The following is a 26311-nucleotide window of genomic DNA, read 5'->3' as shown; positions in this document are numbered from 1 at the left end:
CGTTTATTCTGCTACGGAAGTGTTATTATCCTCCAGAAGCTTGGGGGCTTGGGGGTAGGTGTAATTCCTCCGGAATTCCCCCGGCGTCGTTCCCTCCATCTCGATGAACAGCTTATTGAAATAGCTGGCGCTCGGGTACCCGGATGCGAACGCGACCTGGTGGATCGGCATGAGCGGATCGCTGAGCAGCAGCTGCTTGCTCATCTGGATACGATACTTCGTCATATAGGCAAGCGGAGTCATCTTGGTCACTTTCTTAAACAAGCTGCAGAAGTAGTTGGGCGTAAGCCCCGATTTCTCGGCCCAATCCGACAGAACGAACGGAAGATGGGCCTCCTGCTGCATCCTCGGGAGAAGCGAAACAATGCTCTCCACATTCGAGACGCTTCTTCGGCCGGAGAAAGGAATCGCATGGGTCGTAAACTGCGCCAAGATGGAGTACGTCAACGTAGACAGCAGCGCCGGATTTGCAATGTCGTTCGCCTCGATCTCCTCTAATAGCAATAGAAACGCTCGCTCCAGAGACTCCGACTGGTGCAAGGTCCAGATCGAGGTTTCGTATATGCCTCTCTCCAACAGAAACTCCGCCAGCTTGCTGCCGTTGAACTGAAGCCAATAGATGATCCATGGATCTTCCTCCGACGTATAGTAACGCATTCGTTCATGCGGCACATGAACGAATGCATCCCCTTGCTTCAGCGTATAGGTTTTGCCATTGACCTCGATGAAGCCTTTGCCCTCGATGACGAAGTGCAAACTGAAATCCTTTAACCCGGCTTCGCGGGTGACATTATGGTTGTCTGGGCGCGTGTATTTGCCAATGGAGTGAGGAAAACAGAAAAATTGAAGTTCGTTGAACGGCGGCAGGAAGTAATGGCGAAACATGGCTTATTCATCTCCACAAATCGTAATATCGTTATATAGGACATCGAATATTGCTATTTTGTAATATACTACAAAGGTTGATTTCCGGGCCTGAATAATTATTCCAATTCGATCCTGAAGACTACAGGAACAGGGCTTTGTACCGTTGTTGTTCGAATCGATAACGCATCGCGATCTCGCTCCCAAGTCGGCTTTTCATCGAAACCAAGGATATGAATATCTCGGATAAGGCCATGGTAGTGTTTAGAGTGTTCTTTGAGCGCATGGATGCGCACGAGGCCGTCATCCGGGTATGCCATGACTGCTGCATAAAGATATTGCCCCTTTGTCGTGAAACGGATATCTGAACTTGTAAAAGCAGTGGTCGAACCGTCGGTGAATTGGCCTTCTCGAACCTCTGTCGGTCCCTCGCCGAACGTTTTCCAACACGCGGTTCCGTATATCGCATCCCCGTTGATCCGCAGCCAGTCTCCGACTGCAAGCAAGATCTCGCGATCCTCATCCGGTATCGTACCGTCCGCTTTGGGCCCGATATTGAGCAGCAGGCTGCCGTTCTTACTGACGATGTCGATTAAACTCTGAATGACTTCCAGCGAGGATTTATAATGATTGTCAGGCGTATAGCACCAGGAGTTTCTGGCGACGGCTGTATCGGTTTGCCAGAAGTACGATTTCAGCTCCGCAAACTGACCTCTCTCCACGTCCGGGACCGCAGTGCCAAACATATAAGCATCGTGTTTATAATTGATGGCAACCGGATATCCCCACTCAACGCCTCTATTATAGTAATAAGCCGCGAATTTCTTAAGGTAAGGTTTGAAAGCGGTCGTTTGAATCCACCAATCGAAGTAAAAAATTTTGGGCCGATATCGATCCACAAGCTCGCAGCAGCGAAGCAGCCAGTCATCTAAGAACGCTTGATTCGGCGGAGAACCGGCCAAGTCCTGGTGATCGGGTTCGGGCATCGCCGGCCAATAGAAATCTCCGCATGCCAGCGGTTCGACGATGTCCGAATCAAATTGCTTGCCGTGAGACATAAAGAACCAATGTTCCGCACGGTGGGATGAAACGCAAAACTCCAGACCTTTGTGCTCGAAGGCGGTTTTCATCTCCGCGAGAAGATCTTTGCCCGGGCCCATATCGTAAGCGTTAAACGGGGAAAGAGCGCTCTTATACATTTGAAAGCCATCGTGATGCTCAGCAACGGGCATGACGTACTTGGCTCCGCTGCGTATGAACAATTCAGCCCATTCTTCCGCGTCGAACCGCTCCGCTTTAAACATGGGGATGAAATCTTTGTATCCGAACTGTTTGTGTTCTCCGTAGGTGCGTATGTGGTGCTTGTACTCCTCTGAATCTTTTATATACATGTTGCGCGGATACCATTCGCCTCTGAACGCGGGTACCGAATAAACGCCCCAGTGAATAAAGATGCCGAATTTGGCTTTTCTATACCATGCGGGAACTTCAAACGCTGCGAGTGAGTCCCAATCGTCTCTGAATGGCCCATTCGAGATGGTATCTTCAATGGTTTGCAACTTCTTTGCTCTATCCATTCCGTATGTATTCCCCTCTCGGTTTTTTCTCTCTCATAATAATGAAATAGTATGACGGATAGAATGGATATTCCTCATACGATTTTGTAGATTACTAACTTTCTCTGAGGTTTGCTCAATTTATAACAAAGACCCCTACGATTAACAGGCCATCAAGTGCCAATTATTCGTAGGGGGCTTTGCCATTCATCTTGCAGCATCCTATCTAGCTTTCTCTTCTATACGCTTTAGGAGAATTGCCAAAAGTTTTCGTGAATTGACGCGTAAAATAATTGCTATCATTGAAGCCGCAATCGGATGCGATGTCGGCTATGCTAAGTTTGGTTTGCTTCAGCATGGTGCAAGCTCGCTCGAAGCGGAGTTTATGAAGATAAGCAATAGGGGTCGTTCGATAATAGGATTTAAAAATTCGGTTTAAGTGTCTGACCGAAATATCGGATTGGCTTGCGATTTCTTCGAGCGTGATGGGCTGGAGATAATGATCTTCAATATAAGAGATGGCATTCGCCAAATGCATAAGATTACTGTTCATGCCCTTGTCTTGATGATCGTATTGCCTTGACAGGTAAACGACAAGCTCCATGAATCGGGATTTCAACATCGTCTGATGTCCCTGATATTTGTTGATGTATTCATCACTCATTGCGGAGATTAGCGAAGAGACATATTCCAAGTTCGGAATCGATAAGCTCAGCTTGCTTTTATAAGAATGAATGCTGCGGTAGAACGGCTCCAAAATAAAGAGCGCCTGGTAGCCGTTTAACGTCCTTAGATCCGGACCCGCTGTATGAAGAAAATCGGATCGAAACATAATGTTGCAAATTTTAAAATCATGCGGATCTTTGTAAGCATGGAAGGTCTCTTCATTGATGACAAAAACATCGCCCTTCTTAATGAAGGAGCTCTCGCTGTTCACGATATGAGTAGCGTTGCCGTTCAATACGATCACGAGCTCGGAGAAGTCCAAATGCTTATGCAAGCCCAAGTCTTCGTCATGTTCTCCGTATTGAATAAAGAAGGGGAACTGCTCGTCCTTGGTAAACCACCCCAAAGAAGCGTTGAACATAGAATCAGCCCTTTGTCGGAAAAATATAGTCGGGATGTCTATATTATGCTATTCCATGACTCGAATATCAAGGATATTAGCCTGGGCCTATTATATAATGCAAACAGCAGCAGGAATTAAAGGGGAGTGATGTTGGTTTGTCTGCAATATCGCCTGCTGTTCCACGATGACCCGTTCTCTTTGCGATCATCTTGAACGAGGTGAGGCTCGCGTTCTTCAAGAGATTCGTGCAAGCGGTTTCATAGTGATCGCATTCCGCCGAACGGTAGGCTCGATGCGAACGGAGCTTGAGCAGGAATGCTTGCCGGGGCCAGTCGTCCTCAAAGTTGTTTGTTTTCTCGATGAAGCAGGAACAAGAAGAAATCGTTATAGGTTCGGGAGAATCCCATTTGCTTTCAACTGAAGTAGCAGGCGGTTTCACAGGCATATTCGTTGCCATGCATGCCGTAACGCCATTAGGGGAGAGCTCGCCGGCATTGTTTGATTGGTTCGATTATAGTCCGGCGGAGAAGTAATCGTATTGTCAAATAACGGAGGTGCAATCGGATGAGTAGAAAATGGTCTATCGTTCTAGCAGCCTTGTTGTCCTGCATGTTAGTGGTTACCGCATGCAGCGAGTCGGACAAAAACGAGAAGCAGATCGCGGAATCGGATTCCGCTGCAGAGACGGATTCTGCTGCAAGCTCGGATACAGCAAAGTCAGATCCAGTGAAGAAGGAACTGTCCGGAGAGTTGACGTTCTGGACCTTCGGAGCGGGAGATGCAATTGAAAAATTCTACGCATCGTTCTCCAAAGCGTATCCAAACGTGAAAGTGAATACACAGATACTCGCATGGGACGAAATGCAGAAGAACTTAAAGAATGCAATTGCGACAGGGACAGGCGGACCGGACGTCGTCATGACGGGTGCAGATTGGCTGGCGTCTTCCAATATGTATGCAGGTGTAGAAAATCTGCTGGAGCCTCCCTATAACGCTGGAGACATGAAAGACTTATGGACGGACTCCAACTGGAATCACTGGCTGTCGCTGGACGGCAAACGATTGATCGGTTTGCCGTGGGACACTGGGGCGACATTGTCTTGGTATCGAGCAGATCTGCTCGAAGAGAACGGCTACCCAAGCGATCCGAAGGAGCTTGCTTCCTACATGTCCAATCCGGAGCAATTTCTGGAGATGGCGAAAGCGCTTAGAGCGAAGGACATTTATCTGCTCGAATCAAACACGACAATCATGGACATCTATACCCCAGGTGAAGGTTTCTTTGATAGAAACCTGAACTTTATCCGAAACACCGACAAATATGTCGAAGGTCTGAAGCTTGCCCAGCAGGTGAAGCAGCTGGGACTTGCCTTTAACGACAGCGCTTTCTGGAGCGAACCGGGCAAACAAGCGATCGCAACCGGCAAAATCGCGATGGTTTATTACGCCAATTGGATCAGCGATACGATTAAATCTACGGCGCCGGATTTGGTCGGCAAATGGAGAGAGACTCATCTGCCGTTCGGCAATTCGGTTGCTGGCAGCGGATCGACGTTAGCCATCCTATCGCAAAGCAAGAATAAGGAGCTGGCTTGGGAATTCATCAAGTTCCTGCTTGCAACGGACGAGGGTCAGAAGGCTTGGATTGAAAGCGGCGGAGCGCCGGGCTACAAGCCGGCATGGTCATTCCCAGCATACAAGGAATTCACGACTCCTCTGACAGGCGACCAGAAAATAAATGAAATCAATGCGGAAGCGATGGAAAATGCCGTAAATACGTATATCTCGACTCCGTTGGACGCCACGGCGCAGGAAATCTGGAATAAAGGCATCGCCGAAGCGATCGAGAAGAACCAGGCTCCGAAAGCGGCCATTCAACAAATCGCCGATGACATCGAGAGAGCCGTCAAAGTCGACAAGGACAAGTTGAAAGCTGAACTAGGCATCCAGTAAATCGGTTTGCGGATCGGAAAGAATAATCAACGACGGATAGCGCCAATGATTTTGCACTTCGGCACGATCCGTTTTGATTCCCGGCAAGACGGTTCGAGCATCACAGGCACGACCGCGTAAGCGCAAATCTATTGCAGCGTTTCCGATTAGCCCGTCACCCGGCAGTCAAGAGGGACGGGTTTTCTTTTATTGCTGGCACGACGAATGTTTTGGATTACAGTGTAGGTTTGTTCAAGAAATAATAGATCCCTCTTGTTTTCTTCTCTGGAATGCCAACGTTATTATTATCTGTAGGTTCATCTAATGCTGTTTCTACAAGAAGAAATACACTCAACTATATGGGGTCGGCAAGGAGTGGAATACTTATAATGGGTAAGCAAGGGTTTAATCCATATCTTCCTTCATGGGAATACATCCCTGACGGGGAACCGCATGTGTTTAACGACAGAGTTTATGTATATGGCTCTCATGATCAGTTTAACGGACATGTTTTCTGTATGAACGATTATGTATGCTATTCGGCGCCCGTCGATGATCTGGCGGATTGGCGGTATGAAGGTGTCATTTACAATAAAACAGACGATCCACTCAATACGGAGGGCAATATGTGTCTGTATGCGCCGGACGTCACCGTTGGACCGGACGGACGATATTATCTGTACTACGTTCTCGACAAGGTTTCCATTGTGTCGGTAGCGGTATGCGATACTCCGGCCGGCAAATACGAATTTTACGGCTATGTGCATTATTCCGACGGAACTCGCCTTGGGGAAAGAGAAGGCGATCAGCCTCAATTCGATCCAGGCGTCATGACCGAAGGGGAGAGAACCTATCTGTACACCGGTTTCTGTGGATTTGGCGACAAGTCAAGAATAGGAGCCATGGCTGCTGTAATCGGTCCGGATATGCTCACGATTGTGGAAGAACCTGTGTTAATTGCACCTAGTCAGCCTTACAGCGAAGGCAGCGGATACGAAGGACATGAGTTTTTTGAGGCGCCGTCTATTCGAAAAAAAGGCGATACGTATTATTTCATCTATTCCTCGATCGTCATGCATGAACTGTGCTATGCAACCAGCAAGCATCCGACGCAAGGATTCGTCTATCAAGGCGTCATCATAAGCAATAATGATCTCCATATCGATTCTTACAAACCTGCGAACAAGCCGATGTATTATGGCGGTAACAACCATGGCAGCATTGTTGAAATTGGAGGAAAATGGTACATTTTCTATCACAGACATACGAATGGAACGAGCTTCAGCCGGCAGGGCTGCATCGAGCCAATTTCATTCCGGGATGACGGGACGATCCCTCAAGTCGAGATGACTTCATGCGGGGCCAATGGAGGCGCGCTTGACGGACGAGGAGAATATCCGGCGTATCTGGCATGCAATCTATTCTGCAATGACGAGGAAACCTATTCCGGCACATTCGGTGCATGGATGGATGGCCGATTCCCCAAAATCACGCAGGATGGCAAAGACGGCGATGAAGAAGTCGGATACATTGCCAATATGCGGGACTCCGCTACGGCGGGATTCAAATACTTTCAATGCAATGGCGTTAAGAGAGTCACAATCAAGGTCCGCGGGTATTGCCGCGGCGCCTTTGATGTAAAGACGTCGTGGGACGGACCTGCCCTCGGCAAGATACCGGTTGACTTTACGAATGTATGGACAGCATATACGGCTGATATCGTCATTCCGGACGGCGTACAGGCCTTGTATTTCACTTATACGGGCATTGGCAATGCCAGCCTGGCATCCTTTATACTGGAATAATCAGAATACTCCTTTCCGACAAAATCTCATCCATGAGATACGGAAGGAGTATTTTTTCATGGGTGGATATTTTCATACAAGATGTTAAAGTGAAATCAGACAATCATATTTTATTTAGGAGAATGAATATGGCAGAAAAGTTTGATCCCGGTAGCGATCTTTGTGTGGAGCTGCATGCAATGTCCAATCTCCATTTCTCTTTTCAGATTTACGGTATCCATTGGCGAAGAGTCCGACAAGGCTGGTCTTATCAGGAACACGAGCATCCGCTGCTGGAACTTAATTTGGTACTGGAAGGTACCCAAGTGACGAGGGTTGGAGACAAGGAATATGTGCAGGGTCCGGGAGACTTACTGCTTATACCGCCAGGGTGGTCGCATGCCAGCAGGGCTGAAGGGACCGGTGACATGACCTTCTTCTGCCTTCACTTGAACATTGACGATCACTTCATGACAGAGCCCCTTTATCATTTAACAGATATTCTTCACCTTAAAGACTCTGACTTTACGATGCGGCTCAGACCAATGCTTGACATATTTATAGAAGAAGCTTCCCGTCCGTCGGGAATCCCCACATCGTATCATCGAGTCAAGATCCAAGCGAATTCTCTTAACCTGATCGCCGCTCTAAGCGAGATGCTAATGAATGATGAGAGCGGGTTGGCAAATAAGGAGTTTAATGATGCGGAACGGAGAACGATGCTGGGAGCGGTCATGATGAGAGAGCAGACGATGATGGAGAAACGCGTGCAGGATCTGTTCTATGGAACGCTTGGCGCGGACGCGTCGAATACCTATGAAGCGCTGCTCCCATCCTATCGCTGGATCAGCGTCTGTTCGCTTTCCAGGCGGGACACCTTTTATTGGGATAACAAAGATCGGGCTTACGCAAGGTCTTTGTTGGAGGAGGCATTGTCCCCCTTGGGCTCGGTCGTCATAATCGATGATTTAGTAATGACAGCCGTCGTATTCTCCAATCAAATATCGGTCCCGCCCGTCGAGCAGAAAATGCTGGAAGCGGAGAAGAGCCTCCAGACCAATGTGGACCCAAATCTTAATTTGGGCTTCGGAGGCATAGCCTCGGATTTGCGAGAAGTCGGCTCCATGTACGAGCAGAGTCTTAGAGCATTCACGGCTGATTCCCTGGATACTGCATCAGGAGGCAGAACGGTCGAATTCGTGAATCGGATCATCCGGCTCGCGATGAATCGGCTAGAGACGGAATACGCGAACGAGGACTTCTCGCTTGGCGAACTGGCGGAGTCTCTCAGCATCACGCCAAATTATTTAAGCGCGTTGTTCACATCCGAGACAGGCATTGCATTTACCCAGCATTTGACTCGCATACGGATGGAGCACGCGAAACGGCTTTTAAACGAAACGAAATTAAAGATTTATCAAATCTGCCAAGAGGTAGGTTATTCGGATCAGTCCTATTTCAGCCGCCTCTTCAAATCGTTGGAAGGAATGAGTCCTTACGATTATCGAGCGCAATTGAAAATTCAAGGCCCAAAAAACTAAGCGTAGATAAGTTCAAGAAATGATAGATCGCTCGCATTCTCTCCCACCAAACAGAGGTGATATAACTATAAGAAATAGAAGGCTTCTCTTTCGCATGGGAGAGAGGCCTTTGGTTTTATAGTGGAAGAATTAATCGCAAGAAGAGGTGATCGCTTGTATAAGGTGCTCGTTGTGGATGACGAACCGTTGATGCTGGAAGGCTGGGAAACAATGGTGGACTGGGAAGGCCACGGCTACGAACTGTGCGGAACATCGACCAACGGAGAGGATGCGCTCGCATTGATTCAAGCCTATGATCCGGATCTGGTTGTTACCGATATTCGAATGCCTGTTCTCGATGGGCTGCAACTCATTCGCGCGATGAAGGAAGAACTGGGACACAACGCCATAGCCGTTATTATGAGCGGTTATTCTGAATTCAGTTACGCGCAGCAGGCGCTCCGATATCAGGTGGAACATTATCTGTTGAAACCTCTCGTTACAGAAGAAATTCACAAGCTGTTGCTTGACCTTGCAGGTCCCTTGGAAGAAAGGCGATTGGCTCATGCGTCTGCGATCCAGGATCAAGCAGCTGCGATCTCCTCCGCCATTGTTAGTTTAATTCATGATAGGACGCCGGTTGCGGTGGATGAGGCCGCACGGCTGCTCGACGCGAGCGAACGAACGCGCTGCCGCTTGGTTATAGTCGAGCCGACAGCAGATCATCCAAGCGTAGGCGGAATAGAAGATTCCGGGGTTCATAGCAGCCTGCTTCAAGAGCTGCTGTGCGCATTCGCACAAGATTGTTTCGGGGGCAGCACGAAGACATGGTTGTTCGAGGATGCACCGGGCCGTATCGGCTTGCTTGTATGCGATGACGTAGTGAGCGAGAATCAGCTCGATGCGCAGTTGGCAAAGACTAGACAAAAGCTCGGATGGCCGACTCAAAAGCTGGCGCTCTACTGCAGTGGAAGCGCTTACGGAATTGCTGGCGTACGCGATTTATATCGGCAGACGATGGAGATTCGCTGCCGTGTTTCAATGAAGGCCCATGCGGGCATACATGCATACCGTGAACGAGAGGCTTCCGGCGAATGGCGTTTGGATGACATTATGTCATATGCAAGGGCGCTCCTTCAGTCCATCGAAACGAGGGATAAGGAAAGCATCGAACGCACAATGAATGATTTGGTACATTTTTTCGAGAAGATCGGGGCCGAGGAGCACTGGATGAATACGACCATTCGGCATATCCATGGCGAGCTGCTTCGCAGGTATGCAGAATCGGAAGGCAACCCGGGAGAGGCGGCTGATTGGCTGCGTCAACTTCTGAGCGGAAGCGATTGTTCACATCAATTGATATGGACGGGGGATTCATTGAAGAAAGTGTGCATGCAAGCGGTTGATCGATTGTCGATGAGCGAGTTGCCGGCTCGCACTGCCGGCACCCCGATTTCAAAGGCGGTTGATTACTTAAAGGACCGCTTCCGTGAGAAAATTCGTCTTCAAGAGGTGGCGGACCGATTTCATTTGAGCGCAGCCTATTTCGGTCAGCAGTTCAAGCGAGAAACCGGATATGGCTTTCACGACTATATTCTCCGACTTAGGATCGAGGAAGCCCGCAGACTGCTTCGTCGGACCGATATGCTGGTGTCCGATATCGCTGCATCTCTTGGTTACCATGATACCGATTATTTCTCGGAAAAATTTAAAGCGGTTACTGGCGAGCTGCCTTCCTCCTATAAAAACAAGCGGCAAGGGTGATCTTGATGCGAATCCGACCGGCGATCCTTCATATCGTTAACGACATTCCCCTCAAATACAAATTTCTTCTAATTTATTTGCTCTGTGTGCTTCTTCCGATTATGACCATCAATATTCTCTTCTATCAGCGAAACTCGGCGGATATTCAAATTCGAGAGGAGGACAATCTGCGTAAGTCCATTGATCGGGCTTCCGGCGAGCTGCTCGGCATGATCGACGAGGGCGTCGCATTAAGTCGCTCTCTGGCAGGCGATGACTCGCTCTATGAAGCGCTTGATCGCACGTACGAGTCGCCAATCGATTACTACGGCGAATACTACGACTTGCTAAGGGATCGATTGACGCGTTATATGTCCCCCAAAATCGTAGAGGTCAGCATATTTACCGATAACGAATCGATTCAGAACGGCACGAGCTACCATGTATTCTCCAAAAGCTCGGATAATCTTCCTTGGCTCGATCGATTAATTCAAGCGAACGGGAACATTCAGGTTGTCGCTTATTATGAATCCGGAGGGCTTTACCCTGGTAAGCGTATTAGCATCGTCAGCAAAATGAACAACTACGTACAGTATTCGAAGTATGCCAAATATTTGCGAATTGACTTAAATATCGACAAGATGGACGACATACTCAATCGCGAGCTTGACAGCCTGCAGCTTCGCCTTGTCGATGACCAGAACCAGGTCGTGGCGGCAAGCGCTGGTATCGCGGAGCCGAATGCACCGATCACGAACAATCCTGCACTTTCTTCCCTCGACGTCAGATCGGGGTATGCAATGGAACGTGCGATCGGGGATTACAGCTACGTGAAAGGCTGGAAGCTGGTCGGAATCGCGGACACAAGGCGCATCGATAAATTGTTGAATGACTCTCAACACTTCATCATATGGCTGGCGGTCATTAGCACAGTGGTTCCTTCTCTGCTTATATTCATCATTCTGCTTTCCTACCACTATCGTGTGAAAAAGCTGTCCAGACACATGGAGAAGGTCCGGACCGAGCGGTTCGATATGATTGACATCAAAGAGGGGAGAGACGAGATTGGCGGGTTGATCCGTACGTTCAACGTCATGATCTCCAAGATTACCTCGCTCATCAACGATGTCTACAAATTGGAGATCAGGCAGAAAAGTCTGGAGTTGGAGCGGGTAAGCACCGAGCTCTCCATGCTGCAAAGCCAGGTGAACCCGCATTTTCTGTTCAATACGCTGAATGCGCTGCTGGTCGTCTGCACGAAGAAGGGATACTCCGACGTCACCGATATTATTAAGAACTTGTCGCTTCTTATGCGGCAGCTGCTTAGTCGTGTCGATGATCTCGTGCCTCTTCGGGAAGAGCTGGAATTGACATCGATGTACTTGCAGATCGAGAAATTTCGCTTCGGACATTTGTTTAATTACACGTTCGATATTGATCCGCAGGCGCTTTCGCTGCGAATTCCGCGAATGAGCATTCAACCGCTTGTCGAGAATGCATGCAAGCACGGACTGCAGGCCAGGAAGGACAATCGGACGATACATGTGACGGCGAGACTGACGGAGAGGGACTTGGTAGTGAACGTCATCGATAACGGCGTTGGCATGGAGAGGAGCAAGCTTCAGCAGTTAATGGAGAATATGCGATCCGAAGCGCGAAGAGACGACCATATCGGCCTTCGCAATGTTTATCGTCGATTAGAGCTGTTCTATAAAGGGATAGTCAGGTTTCACATCAGCAGCGATCCGGATAAGGGAACGGAGGCGGGGTTTCATATTCCGCTTCTTCAACTGAAGGCTGACGAATGGAAGAAGGAGGCGTGATCATGTATAAAGTGCTATTGGCTGACGACGAACCGTTTGCTCTTGAAGGGATGGAGCTGTTAGTCGATTGGGAAAAATGGGGGTTTCGAATTGATGGCGTTTATCTCAACGGGGAAGAAGCGATCGAACATATTCGGCATGATCCGCCTGACCTTGTAATTACCGATATTCGCATGCCCGTATTGGATGGTTTCGAGCTGATCGAGGAAACGCGACGGCTGGGGAATCATTCTACCATGTTCGTTATTTCCAGCGGCTATGACGATTTCGATTATGCGAAGCGAGCGATGCGTTTAGGTGTCAAAGAGTATTTGACCAAGCCTGTCATCGGATTGGATATCGATGAAGTGCTGGAGCGGGTGCACAAAGAGCTGCACGAACGGGAACGGCGCGAGCTCATTCGCGAAAGCGCAGATCGTTATACGATCAGACAAGCGCTGTCGACGCTGCTCTTCGTCGGCGAAGAGGAAGAAAAACAGGCTGCAATACGGAAACTGGCACAAATGAACGTCCAAGAAGCCTATTGGACCTATATACACATAGGAACGGATGCAGAGAGTGCAAGAAATGCTCGCGAAGCAGCGCTGGGATTGGCTGGAATGACTAGTCGTTATTATCTGATCGATAGCTCTAGGGGTTCGTTCGGTATCGTATTAGGCTTGGAGAAGCCTGAAGATATTACAGTAAGGTTGTTCGCAGAGCGGCTTCTTGCAGCTACGCAGGCGGTAGTCTCCGGACGAATCGAAATAGCTGTAGGCTGCATCGTTGACAATCTGAAGGGGTTATCCCAATGCTACGCCTGCGCAGTAGAGGCAGAACGGTTTCTTTTTTTCGGCGACTCCGCCATCGTTCATTATGAGGATATCAGGGGTAAAACGCTGTCCTTCGATCTCGGGGTGCTGAAGATGGTGGATACCATTGTCGATGTCATGGAGAACGGCAGTCCGGATGATCTTACTTGTGAGATTCGGGAAGCTTTCATCCATTTCGAACAGTTAATGACGCTGCCTGAATTGGTTGGCATCTTTGTAACGCAGGTTGTCTTGCAATGTGTTTCGGTCTGCAAGGTGTTGGGCGGCGACCAAGATCAACTGCTCAAACAAACCGGTCTGCTGGCCGCAGGAGAGCTTAGCGGCAATCGACAGGAATTAGCCGCCGCTTTAATCCGGTTCTGCTTGAAATGCCAGTCCGCCGTTGTCGATTTGCGGAGAAAACAGACCAGCGGCACAGTGGCCAAGGTGTTCGATTTTCTAAGTATGAATTTTAAGACAACCTTCACGATTAAAGAGCTCTCGGAACGTTTCTACCTTAACCCTGCTTATCTAGGTCAGTCGTTCTCGCGCAAATATGGCAAAGGCATTCTCGAATTCATTCACGATCTGCGCATTGAAGAAGCGAAGCGGCTGCTCCAAGAGACGGAAGACGCCGTGTTCGTAATCGCCGAAGTACTCGGTTATTGCGGTTATCAGCATTTCTTGAAGCAGTTCGAGAAACGACTTGGCATGAAGCCTTCTGATTACAGACTTATTTGTAAAGGACATTAAGAATGTATATTCTTAAACACCATAAACGATAGGGGATAGACCTTAAATCTGAATATTTTGCAAGCGCATACATTAACTCATAATTGGAAATGTAAAAACGAAATGTATTCATGAGGAGGAGTAGTAAATGGGGGTTGTCACAAGAAAGAAGCTGTGGGGCTCGCTGTCTCTCGGGCTTGCGCTTAGTCTCGCGCTCGCGGGCTGCAGCGGCGGCAGCGGCGATAACAATTCTTCCGACAGCAAGGAAACGACGACGAATGAGGCATCTAGTTCTTCAAACGACAGCGATACGTCAACCGCTCCCGCAGCTGACGATTTGAAACCGATTACGATTTCGGCGTTCATCGGTTCGCCGAATCAGGCGCCGACGGCAGATAATCGGATTTACAAGAAGATTAAGGACGAGCTTGGCGTGACGCTGAATATGGAATTCCTGGTCGGCGACCTGCAGCAGAAGCTGGGCGTTATGATCGCAGGCGGGGAGTATCCGGACCTCATTACCGCTGATCCGAAGCTTGTAACGGCGAAAGCGGTCATTCCGCTGGAAGATCTGATCGAGAAGTACGCTCCGAACCTGAAAGAGCATTATGCGGCGTACTGGAACCGGATGAAGGATTCCAGCGACGGTCATATTTATTGGCTCCCGAACTATGGCGCTTACACCGGAGAGACGCATAGCAACGTTTATCAAGGCCCGGCCTTCTGGGTTCAGAAGAAAGTACTTAAGGAAGCCGGCTTCCCGACGCCGAAGACGCTGGAGGATTACTTCAAGCTCATCAGCGACTATGAGGCGAAGCATCCAACGACGGAAGATGGCCAGCCAACGATCGGTTTCACGACGCTCGCGTATGATTGGCGCACGTTCCCGCTGACCAACGCGCCGGAGCACCTGAGCGGTCATGCGAACGACGGCGGCGTTGTGGTGGATAATGGAGTTGCCAAAGTATTCGCGACTGAGGATATGTCCAAGACTTATTATAAGAAGCTCAACGAAATCTATAATCAAGGCTTGATGGACAAAGAAGCCTTCGTACAGAACTATGACCAATACTTGGCGAAGATCGCTACGGGCCGCGTACTCGGCATGTTCGACCAGCACTGGAACTTCCAGCAGGGCGAGAACGAGCTGATCACTCAGAACAAGATCGGTGATACGTATGTAGCTTTCCCGCTGACTTACGACGGCGTTACGGATCACTACTACGATCGCGGCGTCATCAACTTGAATAACGGCTTCGGCATCAGCAAGGACGCGAAGGATCCAGAGCGTATCATCAAGTTCCTCAACGATATCATGACTGAAGACTGGCAGAAGACATTGCAATGGGGCGAAGAAGGCGTCGACTACCAGAAGGATGCCAGCGGCAAGTTCTCCCGCACGCCGGAACAGCGCAAGCAGCAGGAAGATACGACGTGGAAGCTTGCCAACAAAGCTGAGGCGCTCTTGGGCTACTTGCCGAAGATGGAAGGCACATACAGCGACGGCAATGCGACGGATGCGGGCAGCCAGCCAGAGGAGTTCTATGCAAATCTTAAGCCTGAAGATCGAGAGATTCTCGACGCTTACAAGCATACGACTTGGACGGACTTCTTCACTCCGGCTCCGGAGAACCCTGTTTATTATCCGGCATGGCAGATCGACTTGGTCGACGGCTCTGACGCGTCGGTCGCTAACAAGCAAATGACGGACGCTACGCTGAAGTTTTTGCCGAAAGCGATCATGTCAAGCGGCGACAAATTTGACTCTGTCTGGGATGAGTACGTCAATGCTTACAGCAAGATCAACGTAAAGGCGTACGAAGACCGGATTAATGAGCAAATCCAGTGGCGTATCCAGAACTGGACCAGCAAATAACAGAAGAAACGATAGGTTGCAGAAAGCGCCGGCAGCTCGCCGATGCTTTCTGCAACTGACGTTGTAAATACTTGCTTGGAAGATAGACAGGAGGAGAGAACGATGGCGAGCGCCCCGAAAGCCATTACATCCAAGACGGCTGCGAAGACTGCCGCACCAAGATCATCCCTATTCAAACGGATGCGCGGCCAGAAGCAGCTGATGCTGATGTCGCTGCCCATACTGTTATATGTTTTGTTATTTGCTTATTACCCTATCTGGGGTTGGACGATGGCGTTTCAGAAATGGCGGCCCGGGACACCTTTCTCCCAGCAGGAATGGGTCGGGTTCAAACATTTCAAATTCCTATTCAGAGACGATACGTTTCTATTGGTGCTGCGCAATACGCTCGGTATGAGTCTCATCAATATGGTGCTCGGCTTTGTCACCGCGATCGTATTCGCCATTTTGCTTAATGAAATCAAGAACAAGCTGTTCAAACGTTCGATACAGACCATCTCCTACCTTCCGCACTTTCTTTCGATGATTATCGTAACAGGCATCGTTGCGAATGCGCTGTCTGTAGACGGCGGTATTGTTAACGTAGTTCTCATGAAGCTTGGGTTCATTAACGAGCCGATCATGTGGCTCAGTAAACCGCACTACTTCTGGGGGATCGTAGGCGTTTCCCACGTATGGAAGGAAGTGGGCTGGAATGCGATTATTTATTTGGCGGCTATCACGTCCATTGATCCTTCGCTCTACGAAGCGGCTGAGATCGACGGGGCGAACCGATATAAGAAGATGCTTCACATCACCATGCCGGGAATCAAGTCGATCGTCATTATTTTGCTGATCATGAACCTCGGTTGGGTTATGGACGCTGGCGGCTTTGAAATGCAGTACCTGCTCGGCAACGGCGTCGTCGTCGACTGGTCGCAGACGATTGACATTTTCGTACTGAAATACGGCCTGCAGATTGGCAACTACTCGCTCGCAACCGCCGCCGGCATCTTTAAGACAGTTGTCAGCATTACGCTGATATTCGCTGCCAACACGATAGCCAAACGCTTTGGCGAAGATCGATTGATTTGAGGAGGACAAACCGATGAGAACGAGAACGCTTCGGCTGGAACCGGTTGTCTTCAACACGTTCAACGCCGTCATCATGATCGCGCTTGCGGTCGTTACGCTTTATCCTTTTCTGAATACGCTGGCCGTATCGTTTAACGCCGGCAACGATACGGTTCGCGGAGGCATCTATCTATGGCCTCGCATATGGACGTCTCAGAATTACAAGGCGGTATTCGCGGGCGGAACGCTCTATCACGCCTTCTGGGTATCGGTGGCAAGAACGGTTATCGCTACCGTGCTCAGCTTATTTCTGACTTCCATGCTGTCTTATGCGGTCAGCCGCAGGGAGTATGTATTCCGCAAGCCGGTTACGGTCCTCATTGTATTGACGATGTATTTCAATGCGGGACTCATCCCAAGCTATTTCCTGATGAAGGATCTCCATCTTCTGAATAGCTTCTGGGTCTATGTAATTCCCGGTTTGATCAGCGCTTTCAATATGATTGTCATTCGAACCTATATGCAGACGCTGCCGGAAGGACTGATCGAATCGGCCAGGGTGGACGGCGCGGGAGATTTCCGGACATTCTTCTCGATCATTCTGCCGCTTTGTCAGCCGGTTCTCGCTACCGTGGCGCTGTTCGTCGCGGTCGGGCAGTGGAATTCTTGGTTCGATACGTTCATCTATGCATCTTCCAAGCAAAGCTTGAGTACGCTGCAGTATGAGCTCATGAAGCTGCTGTCCTCTGCATCGATCTCGATCAGCAACCCATCCGTAGCAAATAGCAACAATCCGGGCGTTCACAACATGGTCACGCCGATGTCGATTCGTGCGTCCATAACGATCGTCGCATCCGTGCCGATTCTTATCGTGTATCCGTTCTTGCAGAAGTATTTCGTGCATGGCATGCAGCTCGGCAGCGTGAAGGAGTAGTAGTTCGATTGGAATCAAATGGAAGAACAAGCAAGGAGGAGGCTGTACAGCCCCTTCCTTGCTTTTTTTCGTTTGGTGAAAGAATAGATATCTCTGTAACCAATAGTGACTAACCGATAGGGGAGAGCAACCAACGAACTATAGTAAAATCCTTGCATGTCTCGTAGAATCGGATTATATTCATTCTCCCGTTTAGGGAATATAATTTATAGTCTAACAACCCACCGATTCTCTTAGGCGGCTGTCCCGTTAATGCTGTTCTGAAAAGGAGCTGGGCATATGAATGAGAAGTTCCGTCTGAATATTTTTAGAAAGTTTTTGTCCTCTTACATTCTCTTCCTTGTGATTACTCTTGTCAGCGGCATTATCAGCTATCGGTTCTCCGAAGAGGTCATTACCGACAGCTCGAAGACCACCAGCCTCATGATGCTCAATCAGAGCAAAGAATTCGTAGATCAACTGATGATGAATATCCAAAGCTTGTCCAAAGAGATTTCCACTAACGAGGACATTGCCAATTATGTGAATGGCGGCAGCGACGAGCAGGATGTTTATAACACCTGGAAGGCATGGAGAAGTCTTGCCCCCTATCATATCTCGAATAACATCATTCAAAACTTTTACCTCTACACCAACAGAAATGACGTAATCTTAACCCCTCAAGGAGCTTATGTGCGGCCTGATGATTTTTATAGCAGTTATCACTACACAGAAATGAATGCGCTTGCATGGCGTGATAACGTGCTGAACGCCTTCCACCAGGATGAGATTATGCCGTCAATGCCGTATGTGAGTACAGCCCAGCAGTCGAAGCTGAATGTTATCACTTATATGGATACGATCACCTACAGCCATAATACGGCTACCTTGGTCGTCATCATCGATGAGCGAGAGGTTCAAAAGCTGCTTAGCCGTAATATGGTCGAATACGGCGGGTGGGTTGAGCTAAGCGATGGCAGCGAGCATTCGATCGCTTCATACGGCGATAAGGAGGAGCTTGGCAGCCGCATTGATAGGGCCGACGACCAAGACATGATCATTATTCGAACCAAATCCGAGTTCAATGGCTGGACGTATACAGCCGGCTTGTCCAAAGCGAAGGTCATGAGCAAGGCGAATTATATACGGAACGTTATGCTTGTGCTTCTGCTGTGCACCACCTTCGTCGGGTTGATCATTGCTTTCTTATTCTCCCACCGCAACAGTGCGCCGCTGAATGAAATTGCGAGGCTGCTGAAGGATAACTTTGATTCGAGCGGCTATGCAGGCAAGAATGGGTTCGATTTCCTTAGGGGGAATGTAACGAAGCTGGTTCGGAACTATCACTCCTTGGAAGAGGAGATGTCGAAGCAGATTCCTGTTCTTCGAGAAGCTTATATTGGCAGGTTATTGTCCGGTAAGCTTAATGACCAAGAAATCGAATATGCGCATGAGCAATTAGGCATTCAGCTGAACGGACACGCTGGCCATGTCATGCTTGTGCATATTCTACGATCCAAGACCATTAATCAGTTGGAATACATTCCGCAGATGAATCTGTCCGGGGTCATCGTACGCAAAGTATTGGAAGAGATTCTAGATGAAGATATAATCGCAAGCGAAGAACGATCCGATCAATATTCGATCATTTGGACAACGGAGGCGCTTCCTCAAGGAACCGATCATCATCCTTTGAATGAAGTGCTGGAGAGGCTGGTAACGGTATTGTCCAGCCAATATGACCTTTCCATCCTTATTTATGTCGGAGGAGTTTTTCAGTCGTTAAGCGATATTTACCGTTCTCACTATGAGGCGAAGCAGGCCATGGAACAAGCCTCTTCATCGACATCCCCCATTATATGGTATGAACAGCTTCCGACTGAGTTGGGAAGCTTGTACTATCCGATCGATGTCGAGATGCGGTTAATGAGCGCTGTGAAGAATGGGGAACTCGCCGAGACGGAAGCGATCCTTCATCGTATCTTCGAGGAGAATCTGAAGGTGCGGCAGGTAAACGGTGAAATGTTCAAGCAGCTTATTTTCGAAATGAAAGGGACGATCTACAAGATCGTCTCGCAGTCGCCTCGAACAGCGCAATGCGCGAAGCTTCGCGAGGAGGTTCAAGCGATTAATCCTTGCGATCCCCCTGCTAATGTCAAAAATGAGCTCGATCGATCTTTCTTGCAGCTGTGCGGGCTGACGGACGCTGTCAACCATCATGATCAATACGTCATCGATCAGATTGTACATTTTCTGCAGAGCAATTATGCTTCTCCTCAACTCAGCCTGACGATGGCCTCCGACCATGTGCAGTTTCCGGAGAAGCAGGTGTCTCAGCTGTTCAAGAAGCATCTTGGCGAGACGTTCTCCGGTTATCTGGAGAGGCTGCGGATTGATCAGGCGACAGCTCTTCTGAAGGAAGGCGAACTGACGATCGAAGAGATAGCAGAGAGAACAGGTTATAATAGCGGACACGCTTTCCGGCGAGCCTTCAAACGGGTAACAGGCGCATCGCCAAGCATGTATCGTACGATCAGCAGCAGCGAAGAAGAGAAACACGAAGAGAAGGTAATATGAAAAGCACGTTACGAGAACCGCTCATTTGGAGCGGTTTTTTTCTATTCATAGCGCAAGTGTACGGTCAAGAGAACTGTACGGTGGCCGATTCGAAGCGATTGTACGGTGTTGGAGAAGTGTCCCTAGCGAAGGTCAGGGGACGGCGATACGATTAGGACGCCAAAGCACACAGCAAACGAAAAGAGGGTGGATCAAAATGAATGCGCTTCCGCTAGAGGCAGAGGGGAAACCGGCGGCTACGCACAAGGTTATCCGATCTAACAAATCGGCGTGGCAGAAGATTAAGCGCCATTGGCAGTTTTATTTGTTAGTTCTTATTCCTGTCGCTAATCTGATTATCTTCAAATACATTCCGATGTTTGGGGTTGTCATGGCGTTCAAGGAGTACAACGTGCTGAAGGGGATTTGGGGCAGTCCGTGGGTAGGGATGAAATACTTCGATCTGTTCTTCCACAATCCGTATTTCACGCAATTGCTTAAGAACACATTGGGTCTGAGCATCTATCATTTGATTATCGGGTTTCCGGGGCCGATTCTATTAGCCTTAGCCTTGAACGAAATTAAGAACGGGCTGTTCAAGAGAACGGTGCAGCTCGTTACGTATGCTCCTTACTTCATATCGACAGTCATTATGGTCTCGATCATCATGATGGTGCTTTCGCCAACGACAGGCATTCTCAAGTCGCTTATGGGTGAGCTCGGTTATCAGATTCCCAATATGCTAGGGATGCCGGCTTATTTTAAATCGATCTACGTATGGTCGGATTTGTGGCAGAACATCGGGTATGGCGCAATCATTTATTTGGCTGCGTTAGCCGGCGTTGATCCGCACCTGTATGAAGCCGCTCGAGTGGACGGCGCCTCCAGATTGCAGAAAATTCTCAACATCGATATACCGGGGATCCTCCCGACGGCAACGATTCTGTTGATCTTGAATGTTGGCGGCATTATGCAGGTCGGCTTCGAGAAGGTTTACTTGCTGCAGAACCCGCTGAATACAAGCTCGTCGGAAGTGATCTCGACCTATGTGTACAAGATCGGCTTACTGGATGCGAACTTCAGCTTCGGCGCCGCAGTCGGGTTGTTCAACTCGGTCGTTAATTTGATTCTGCTCGTGGCCGTCAATTTCATCGCCAAACGAATCTCGCAGAACAGCTTATGGTAAGGGGAGGAGATGAAGGTGATTCAATCTTCGAATATACGAACGAACAATGCCATTAGAGAATCATTCGGCGATCGCGTGTTTCTTGCAGGCATCTATGCCTTTCTAGGTTTGATTCTCGTTATTATTCTGCTGCCGCTGCTGCATATTGTAAGCGCTTCGTTCAGCAGCCCGATGGATGTCACATCGGGCAAAGTATGGATTTGGCCTGTGCATCCAACTTTAGCCGGTTATTCAGCGGTATTCCATAACAGCCAAATATGGCTGGGCTACTGGAACTCGATTATCTATACCGTGCTCGGTACGCTGATCAGCGTCATTATGACGATTATGATTGCATACCCCCTGTCTAGAAAATCATTCTATGGCCGTAACGTGCTCATGCTGTTGATCGTGTTCACGATGCTGTTCTCAGGAGGGATGATCCCTCTCTATCTGGTCATTAAACAGCTGCATATGATCGATACCCGCTGGGCGTTGGTCATACCGCAAGCACTCGCCGTATGGCAGGTTATTGTTGCAAGAACGTTCTTTCAGAGCACGATTCCGGATGAATTGGCGGAGGCAGCGGACTTGGATGGCTGCGGCGATATTAACTTTCTAATCCGGATCGTCATTCCTTTATCCAAACCGATTATCGCGGTCATGGTGCTCATGTTTGCCGTCGGGCAATGGAATGCGTATTTCGATGCTCTTATTTATCAGAAATCCCAATCGTTGTTCCCCTTGCAGCTTGTACTTCGCAATATTCTGATCCTTAACTCTGATGCGGGGAATACGACGGATCTGCAGCAGATGCTGGCCCGCCAGGGGATGAAGGATTTAATGAAATACTCGCTCATTGTTGTAGCAAGCCTGCCTGTGCTCATTATTTATCCTTTTGTCCAGAAGCACTTTGTGAAGGGCATGATGATCGGATCAATTAAGGGCTAATGATATTCACTCCCGTCTTGAGAGGGGGAATGCTTATCGAATCTAGAACTGGATCCATGGTTTAAGTAAAATCAATTCAGGGAGGTCAACAAATTGAAAAAACTTTCGATCGTATTGGCGATTTGCATGCTATCCGTCATGATGCTCAGCGCATGCTCCGGCAAAGACAGCAGCAATGGAAGCGAGGATAACTCTGCAGCCGATCAGACGTCTGATCAAGGAACAGATACAAGCGCCAGCGGACCGGTTGAGATTTCTCTCCAGGTACCTCAAGGGCCTGATACCGATTATGCTACCAATAAGTTCACGAAGCTGGTAGAAGACAAGCTGAACATTAAGATCGACTGGGTCATTGCGCCGATGGATGCGGCAACGGAGAAGCGGCAGCTCGCGCTTTCCAGCGGCGACTATCCGACTGCCTTCATCTCGCAGACGTGGATCGACCAATTCACGCCATCCGATCTGATGAAGCTCGGCAAGCAGGGCGTACTCGTTCCGCTGAACGATCTGATCGATCAGTATGCGCCGAACATTAAGAAAAATCTTACGGATAAGCCTGAAGTCAAGGCGGCATTGACGGCGCCGGACGGCAATATTTATGGACTCTCAGCCATCAACGAATGTTATCACTGCTCCTTCGGCAGCAAAATGTGGATCAATCAAGTTTGGCTTGACAAGCTGAACCTCGAGATGCCGAAGACAACGGAAGATTTCAAGAAGGTGCTGGAAGCCTTTAAGAACGATGACCCGAACGGCAACGGCAAGAAAGACGAGGTTCCGCTCAGCGGAGCGAACGGCAGCGCGGGAATGCGCGTCACAACGTTCTTGATGAATGCCTTTATTTATAACGATGATGCGAATTATCTAGAGATGAACAACGGCAAGGTTGATCTGGCTGCGATGCAGCCGCAATGGAAGGAAGGCTTGAAGTATATCGCTTCCTTATATAAAGAAGGCTTGATTGACCCTGGCGCCTTCACGCAAAATGGGGATGCCTACTATCAGCTGGGCAATCATGCCGATGTTTCCATGATCGGCGCAGCAGCAGCGATGCATCCGGCAATTTTCATCAATCTGGGAGCCAACCCGCTGCAGAAGGATTACCAGCCGGTTCCTCCTCTGACGGGGCCGCAAGGCGTGTCATTGGCGACATATGGACAGTCGATCAGCGGCTTTAACTTTGTCGTAACGAGCAAAGCGAACAAGGAACAGCAGATCGCGTTGATCAAGCTTGCCGATTATCTGGCTACCGAGGAAGGCACGACGCTCGAGACGATGGGCGAAGAAGGCGTGAACTGGAAGAAGGCGGACGCAACCGATATTGGTCTGGACGGCAATCCAGCCGCTTATGCAACGATTCAGCGCGAGTCAAAGCCAGACGATAAACCGCTTAACAACGCTTGGGGCGAGATCGGACCGTTCGTGAAGACGAAGGAGTACCGAGCGTCGTGGGGATCTCCGATGGATACGTTGACGCCTGCCGGCTATGAGAGAAGACTGTTTAACGCGACTCAGCTATACGACGGTCACCAGCCGAAGGAAGTGTTCCCGAGCGTAGTCTATATGGATGAAACAACGAACACGGAAGCTTCACTGCTTCAGACGAATATTAAAAAATACGTGGAAGAGAATATGCTCCAATTCATCACAGGCGCTAAGGATATCGACAGCAGCTGGGATTCATACATCTCCGGCTTCAAGAACCTTAAGGTTGACCGCTTGATGGAGCTTTATCAGCAGGCGCTGGATAACATGAAGAAGTAGCGGGTCTGTAGAGAGGCACGCTCAATGATGGGGTGAAGCCGCTTTACACAAGCAATATCAGAAACAAGCAGAAAGCTTCTCAGTCATCCTTACGGATGGCTGGGAGGCTTTTATCGGTATGTATAGAGAGATTTATCAACAGTCGCGAGACGATATTTTCGTAAGAAACATTTGTTCGCATACTGCCATCTGCCAGAAAGTTGGGCTACAATAGGAAGCAGAGATGTTGATAGAATAGTTTGATTGGCTATAGAACAATAGATTCACTACCATACCACTATTAAATGGAGCGTGACGAACGAATGAAGCTGTTTCATACGGCCGATTGGCATCTCGGCAAGCTCGTGCAAGGCGTCTATATGACGGACGACCAGCGTCATGCGCTGGAGCAATTCGTCCTAGCGGTCGCAGAAGAGAAGCCCGACGCGGTCATTATCGCGGGCGATCTGTACGATCGCGCGATTCCGCCGACGGAGGCGGTGGAGCTGCTCGACGAGCTGCTTCATAAGCTCGTGATCGTATGCGAGACGCCAGTGCTCGCGATCTCGGGCAACCACGACAGCCCGGACCGACTCGACTTCGGTACGCGGCTGATGGAGAGCCGGGGGCTGCATCTCGCAGGACGACTGCGTTCGGATTTGAAACCCGTCATCTTGAATGACGAGCATGGTCCCGTTCATGTTTATCTGATTCCGTATGCCGATCCGGCGCAGGTGCGGATTACGCTCGAGGACGAGACGATTCGCTCGCACGATGATGCGATGCGGGCAATTGCTGCGCGAATCGAAGCGGAGGCAGATCCGAATGCGAGGCGTATCCTCGTCGGACATCTCTTCGTGACGCCAGGCGGCGAACCGCAGCCGAATACGAGCGAGTCGGAACGACCGCTTGCGATCGGCGGAGCCGAGCATGTGAGCGCAGCTCACTTCAAGAGCTTCCATTATACGGCGCTTGGTCATCTTCATCAGGCGCATCACGTTGGCGATGAACGCATCCGTTATGCAGGGTCACCGCTCAAGTACTCGATTTCGGAGGAAAATCACCGCAAAGGCTGGCTGGTTGTCGAGCTCGACGAAGCGGGTAATACGACCGTTGAGAAGCGTGAAATCAAGCCGCTGCGCGACATGCGCCGCGTGTCGGCGTCGATTGAGGAAATTGAGACAGCGCATAAGCCAAGCGACGACTATGTGTTTGTCACTTTGTTAAACGACAATCCGGTGCTGTTCCCGATGGAGAAGGTTCGTGCGGTGTATCCGAATGCCCTGCATGTGGAGCGCCGTGTTCGGTCACTGTCGACGGATGATGCGGACGGCAGTGCAGAGACAGGGGACAATGCCGCAAGCCGACGAGACGCGGATCCGATTGATCTGTTCGCAAGCTTTTACCGCGAAGTGAAGGGCATGCCGTTGGAGGAAGACAAGCGCAAGCTGTTCGCCGAGACGTTCATGGACGTCATGAAGAAGGAGGGAGGCGCCGTATGAGACCGATTAAGCTTACGCTGAGTGCGTTCGGCCCGTACCGGGACGGCGAGACGATCGATTTCACGGAGCTTGGCGATCGCCGGTTGTTCGTCATTTCGGGCAATACAGGCGCCGGCAAAACGACGATCTTTGACGCGATCTGCTTCGCTCTCTATGGGGCGGCGAGCGGCGAAGATCGCGCGGAGACGCGGATGCTGCGAAGCCATTTTGCAGGCGATGATTCGTTTACGTCCGTGGAGTTTGATTTCGCCGTTGGGAAGCGGTCATACCGGGTGCTGCGCCAGCTGCCGCACCGTAAGGCGGGCAACAAGAGCGAGACGCCGGGTAAGGCCGAGCTGTACGAGACGACTTCAGGCGAAGCGGTGCCTTGTGTGGACCGATTCATGATTACGGATGTGAACAACAAGCTGGAGACGATCATCGGACTGACGAAGGATCAGTTCAGCCAGATCGTCATGCTGCCGCAGGGCGAATTCCGCAAGCTGCTCACATCCGATACGGATAATAAGGAAGACATTCTGCGGCGCATCTTCCGCACGGACCTGTATCGGAAGCTGGAAGAGCGGTTCCAGCAGCAGCATCGCGAGCTGAAGGACGAAGCGACGAAGGCGCGGACGCGCCTCGACGTTGTGATCGGGCAGGCGGGCGATACGCTTCCGCAGCGCGAGGAGAGCGCGCTCGCCGACGTGCTCGCGCAGCAATATCGCAGCGCGGCGCAGATGGTAGACGCGCTCGCGC

At 49.8% G+C, this 26311-nt stretch carries 20 protein-coding genes; 17 read left to right on the top strand and 3 right to left on the bottom strand.

From position 1 onward, the window contains the following. Window positions 1-3: 3 nt before the first annotated feature. The 3 genes from SBI19_RS08280 to SBI19_RS08270 all read right to left on the bottom strand — a co-directional run bounded on the left by SBI19_RS08280 (window position 4) and on the right by SBI19_RS08270 (window position 3507). Window positions 4-885 (bottom strand): AraC family transcriptional regulator, encoded by an 882-nt coding sequence (locus tag SBI19_RS08280; RefSeq protein WP_317966915.1) that lies wholly within the window; start codon window positions 883-885, stop codon window positions 4-6. A 98-nt stretch (window positions 886-983) separates the two neighbouring features. Continuing rightward, complete coding sequence (locus tag SBI19_RS08275; RefSeq protein WP_317966913.1) at window positions 984-2441, bottom strand: alpha-L-fucosidase; 1458 nt, start codon at window positions 2439-2441, stop codon at window positions 984-986. A gap of 205 nt (window positions 2442-2646) precedes the next feature. Next, on the bottom strand, window positions 2647-3507 hold the full coding sequence (locus SBI19_RS08270) for a helix-turn-helix domain-containing protein (RefSeq protein WP_317966911.1): 861 nt from the start codon (window positions 3505-3507) through the stop codon (window positions 2647-2649). Between the two features lie 341 nt (window positions 3508-3848). Here SBI19_RS08270 and SBI19_RS08265 point away from each other — a divergent pair, with 341 nt between their 5' ends. The 17 genes from SBI19_RS08265 to SBI19_RS08185 form a co-directional block, all read left to right on the top strand. Continuing rightward, the gene (locus SBI19_RS08265) at window positions 3849-4022 is read left to right on the top strand and encodes a beta-xylosidase family glycoside hydrolase (protein ID WP_317966909.1); all 174 of its coding nucleotides are present in this window, start codon (window positions 3849-3851) and stop codon (window positions 4020-4022) included. 31 nt (window positions 4023-4053) lie between these two features. Next, a complete protein-coding gene (locus SBI19_RS08260) occupies window positions 4054-5442 on the top strand; it encodes an ABC transporter substrate-binding protein (RefSeq protein ID WP_317966907.1) in 1389 nt (462 codons plus the stop codon). A 368-nt stretch (window positions 5443-5810) separates the two neighbouring features. Then, window positions 5811-7226, top strand: a complete 1416-nt coding sequence (locus tag SBI19_RS08255) for a family 43 glycosylhydrolase (protein ID WP_317966905.1) — start codon at window positions 5811-5813, stop codon at window positions 7224-7226. 128 nt (window positions 7227-7354) lie between these two features. Continuing rightward, entirely contained in the window at window positions 7355-8746 is a 1392-nt protein-coding gene (locus SBI19_RS08250; RefSeq protein ID WP_317966903.1) for an AraC family transcriptional regulator, read from the top strand. A gap of 162 nt (window positions 8747-8908) precedes the next feature. Further along, window positions 8909-10489 carry a response regulator transcription factor gene (locus SBI19_RS08245; RefSeq protein ID WP_317967100.1) on the top strand — a complete coding sequence of 527 codons (1581 nt, stop codon included), beginning with the start codon at window positions 8909-8911 and terminating at the stop codon, window positions 10487-10489. A gap of 5 nt (window positions 10490-10494) precedes the next feature. Next, the gene (locus SBI19_RS08240; protein WP_317966901.1) at window positions 10495-12291 is read left to right on the top strand and encodes a sensor histidine kinase; all 1797 of its coding nucleotides are present in this window, start codon (window positions 10495-10497) and stop codon (window positions 12289-12291) included. Between the two features lie 2 nt (window positions 12292-12293). Continuing rightward, window positions 12294-13835, top strand: coding sequence for a response regulator transcription factor (locus SBI19_RS08235; protein WP_317966899.1), 1542 nt, complete (start codon window positions 12294-12296; stop codon window positions 13833-13835). Between the two features lie 127 nt (window positions 13836-13962). Then, window positions 13963-15690, top strand: coding sequence for an ABC transporter substrate-binding protein (locus SBI19_RS08230; protein WP_317966897.1), 1728 nt, complete (start codon window positions 13963-13965; stop codon window positions 15688-15690). A 102-nt stretch (window positions 15691-15792) separates the two neighbouring features. Next, window positions 15793-16764, top strand: a complete 972-nt coding sequence (locus SBI19_RS08225) for an ABC transporter permease (protein WP_317966895.1) — start codon at window positions 15793-15795, stop codon at window positions 16762-16764. 13 nt (window positions 16765-16777) lie between these two features. Beyond that, on the top strand, window positions 16778-17677 hold the full coding sequence (locus SBI19_RS08220; protein ID WP_317966893.1) for a carbohydrate ABC transporter permease: 900 nt from the start codon (window positions 16778-16780) through the stop codon (window positions 17675-17677). 279 nt (window positions 17678-17956) lie between these two features. Next, window positions 17957-20233 carry a helix-turn-helix domain-containing protein gene (locus SBI19_RS08215; protein WP_317966891.1) on the top strand — a complete coding sequence of 759 codons (2277 nt, stop codon included), beginning with the start codon at window positions 17957-17959 and terminating at the stop codon, window positions 20231-20233. Further along, entirely contained in the window at window positions 20230-20388 is a 159-nt protein-coding gene (locus tag SBI19_RS08210) for a hypothetical protein (protein ID WP_317966889.1), read from the top strand. The genes SBI19_RS08215 and SBI19_RS08210 overlap by 4 nt, the downstream gene beginning before the upstream one ends. Window positions 20389-20429: 41 nt before the next feature. Further along, the gene (locus SBI19_RS08205) at window positions 20430-21398 is read left to right on the top strand and encodes an ABC transporter permease (RefSeq protein ID WP_317966887.1); all 969 of its coding nucleotides are present in this window, start codon (window positions 20430-20432) and stop codon (window positions 21396-21398) included. A 15-nt stretch (window positions 21399-21413) separates the two neighbouring features. Then, a complete protein-coding gene (locus SBI19_RS08200; RefSeq protein WP_483312257.1) occupies window positions 21414-22328 on the top strand; it encodes a carbohydrate ABC transporter permease in 915 nt (304 codons plus the stop codon). Window positions 22329-22421: 93 nt separating this feature from the next. Next, the gene (locus SBI19_RS08195) at window positions 22422-24092 is read left to right on the top strand and encodes a type 2 periplasmic-binding domain-containing protein (RefSeq protein WP_317966883.1); all 1671 of its coding nucleotides are present in this window, start codon (window positions 22422-22424) and stop codon (window positions 24090-24092) included. 302 nt (window positions 24093-24394) lie between these two features. Further along, window positions 24395-25573 carry an exonuclease SbcCD subunit D gene (locus SBI19_RS08190; protein ID WP_317966881.1) on the top strand — a complete coding sequence of 393 codons (1179 nt, stop codon included), beginning with the start codon at window positions 24395-24397 and terminating at the stop codon, window positions 25571-25573. Further along, window positions 25570-26311 (top strand): AAA family ATPase (locus SBI19_RS08185; RefSeq protein WP_317966879.1); only part of this gene is annotated, 742 nt, incomplete at its 3' end. The genes SBI19_RS08190 and SBI19_RS08185, both read left to right, overlap by 4 nt.

The sequence above is a fragment of the Paenibacillus sp. CCS19 genome (assembly GCF_033239625.1).
GTDB lineage: Bacteria > Bacillota > Bacilli > Paenibacillales > Paenibacillaceae > Paenibacillus_T.
This window is presented reverse-complemented; position numbering and strand designations above follow the sequence as displayed.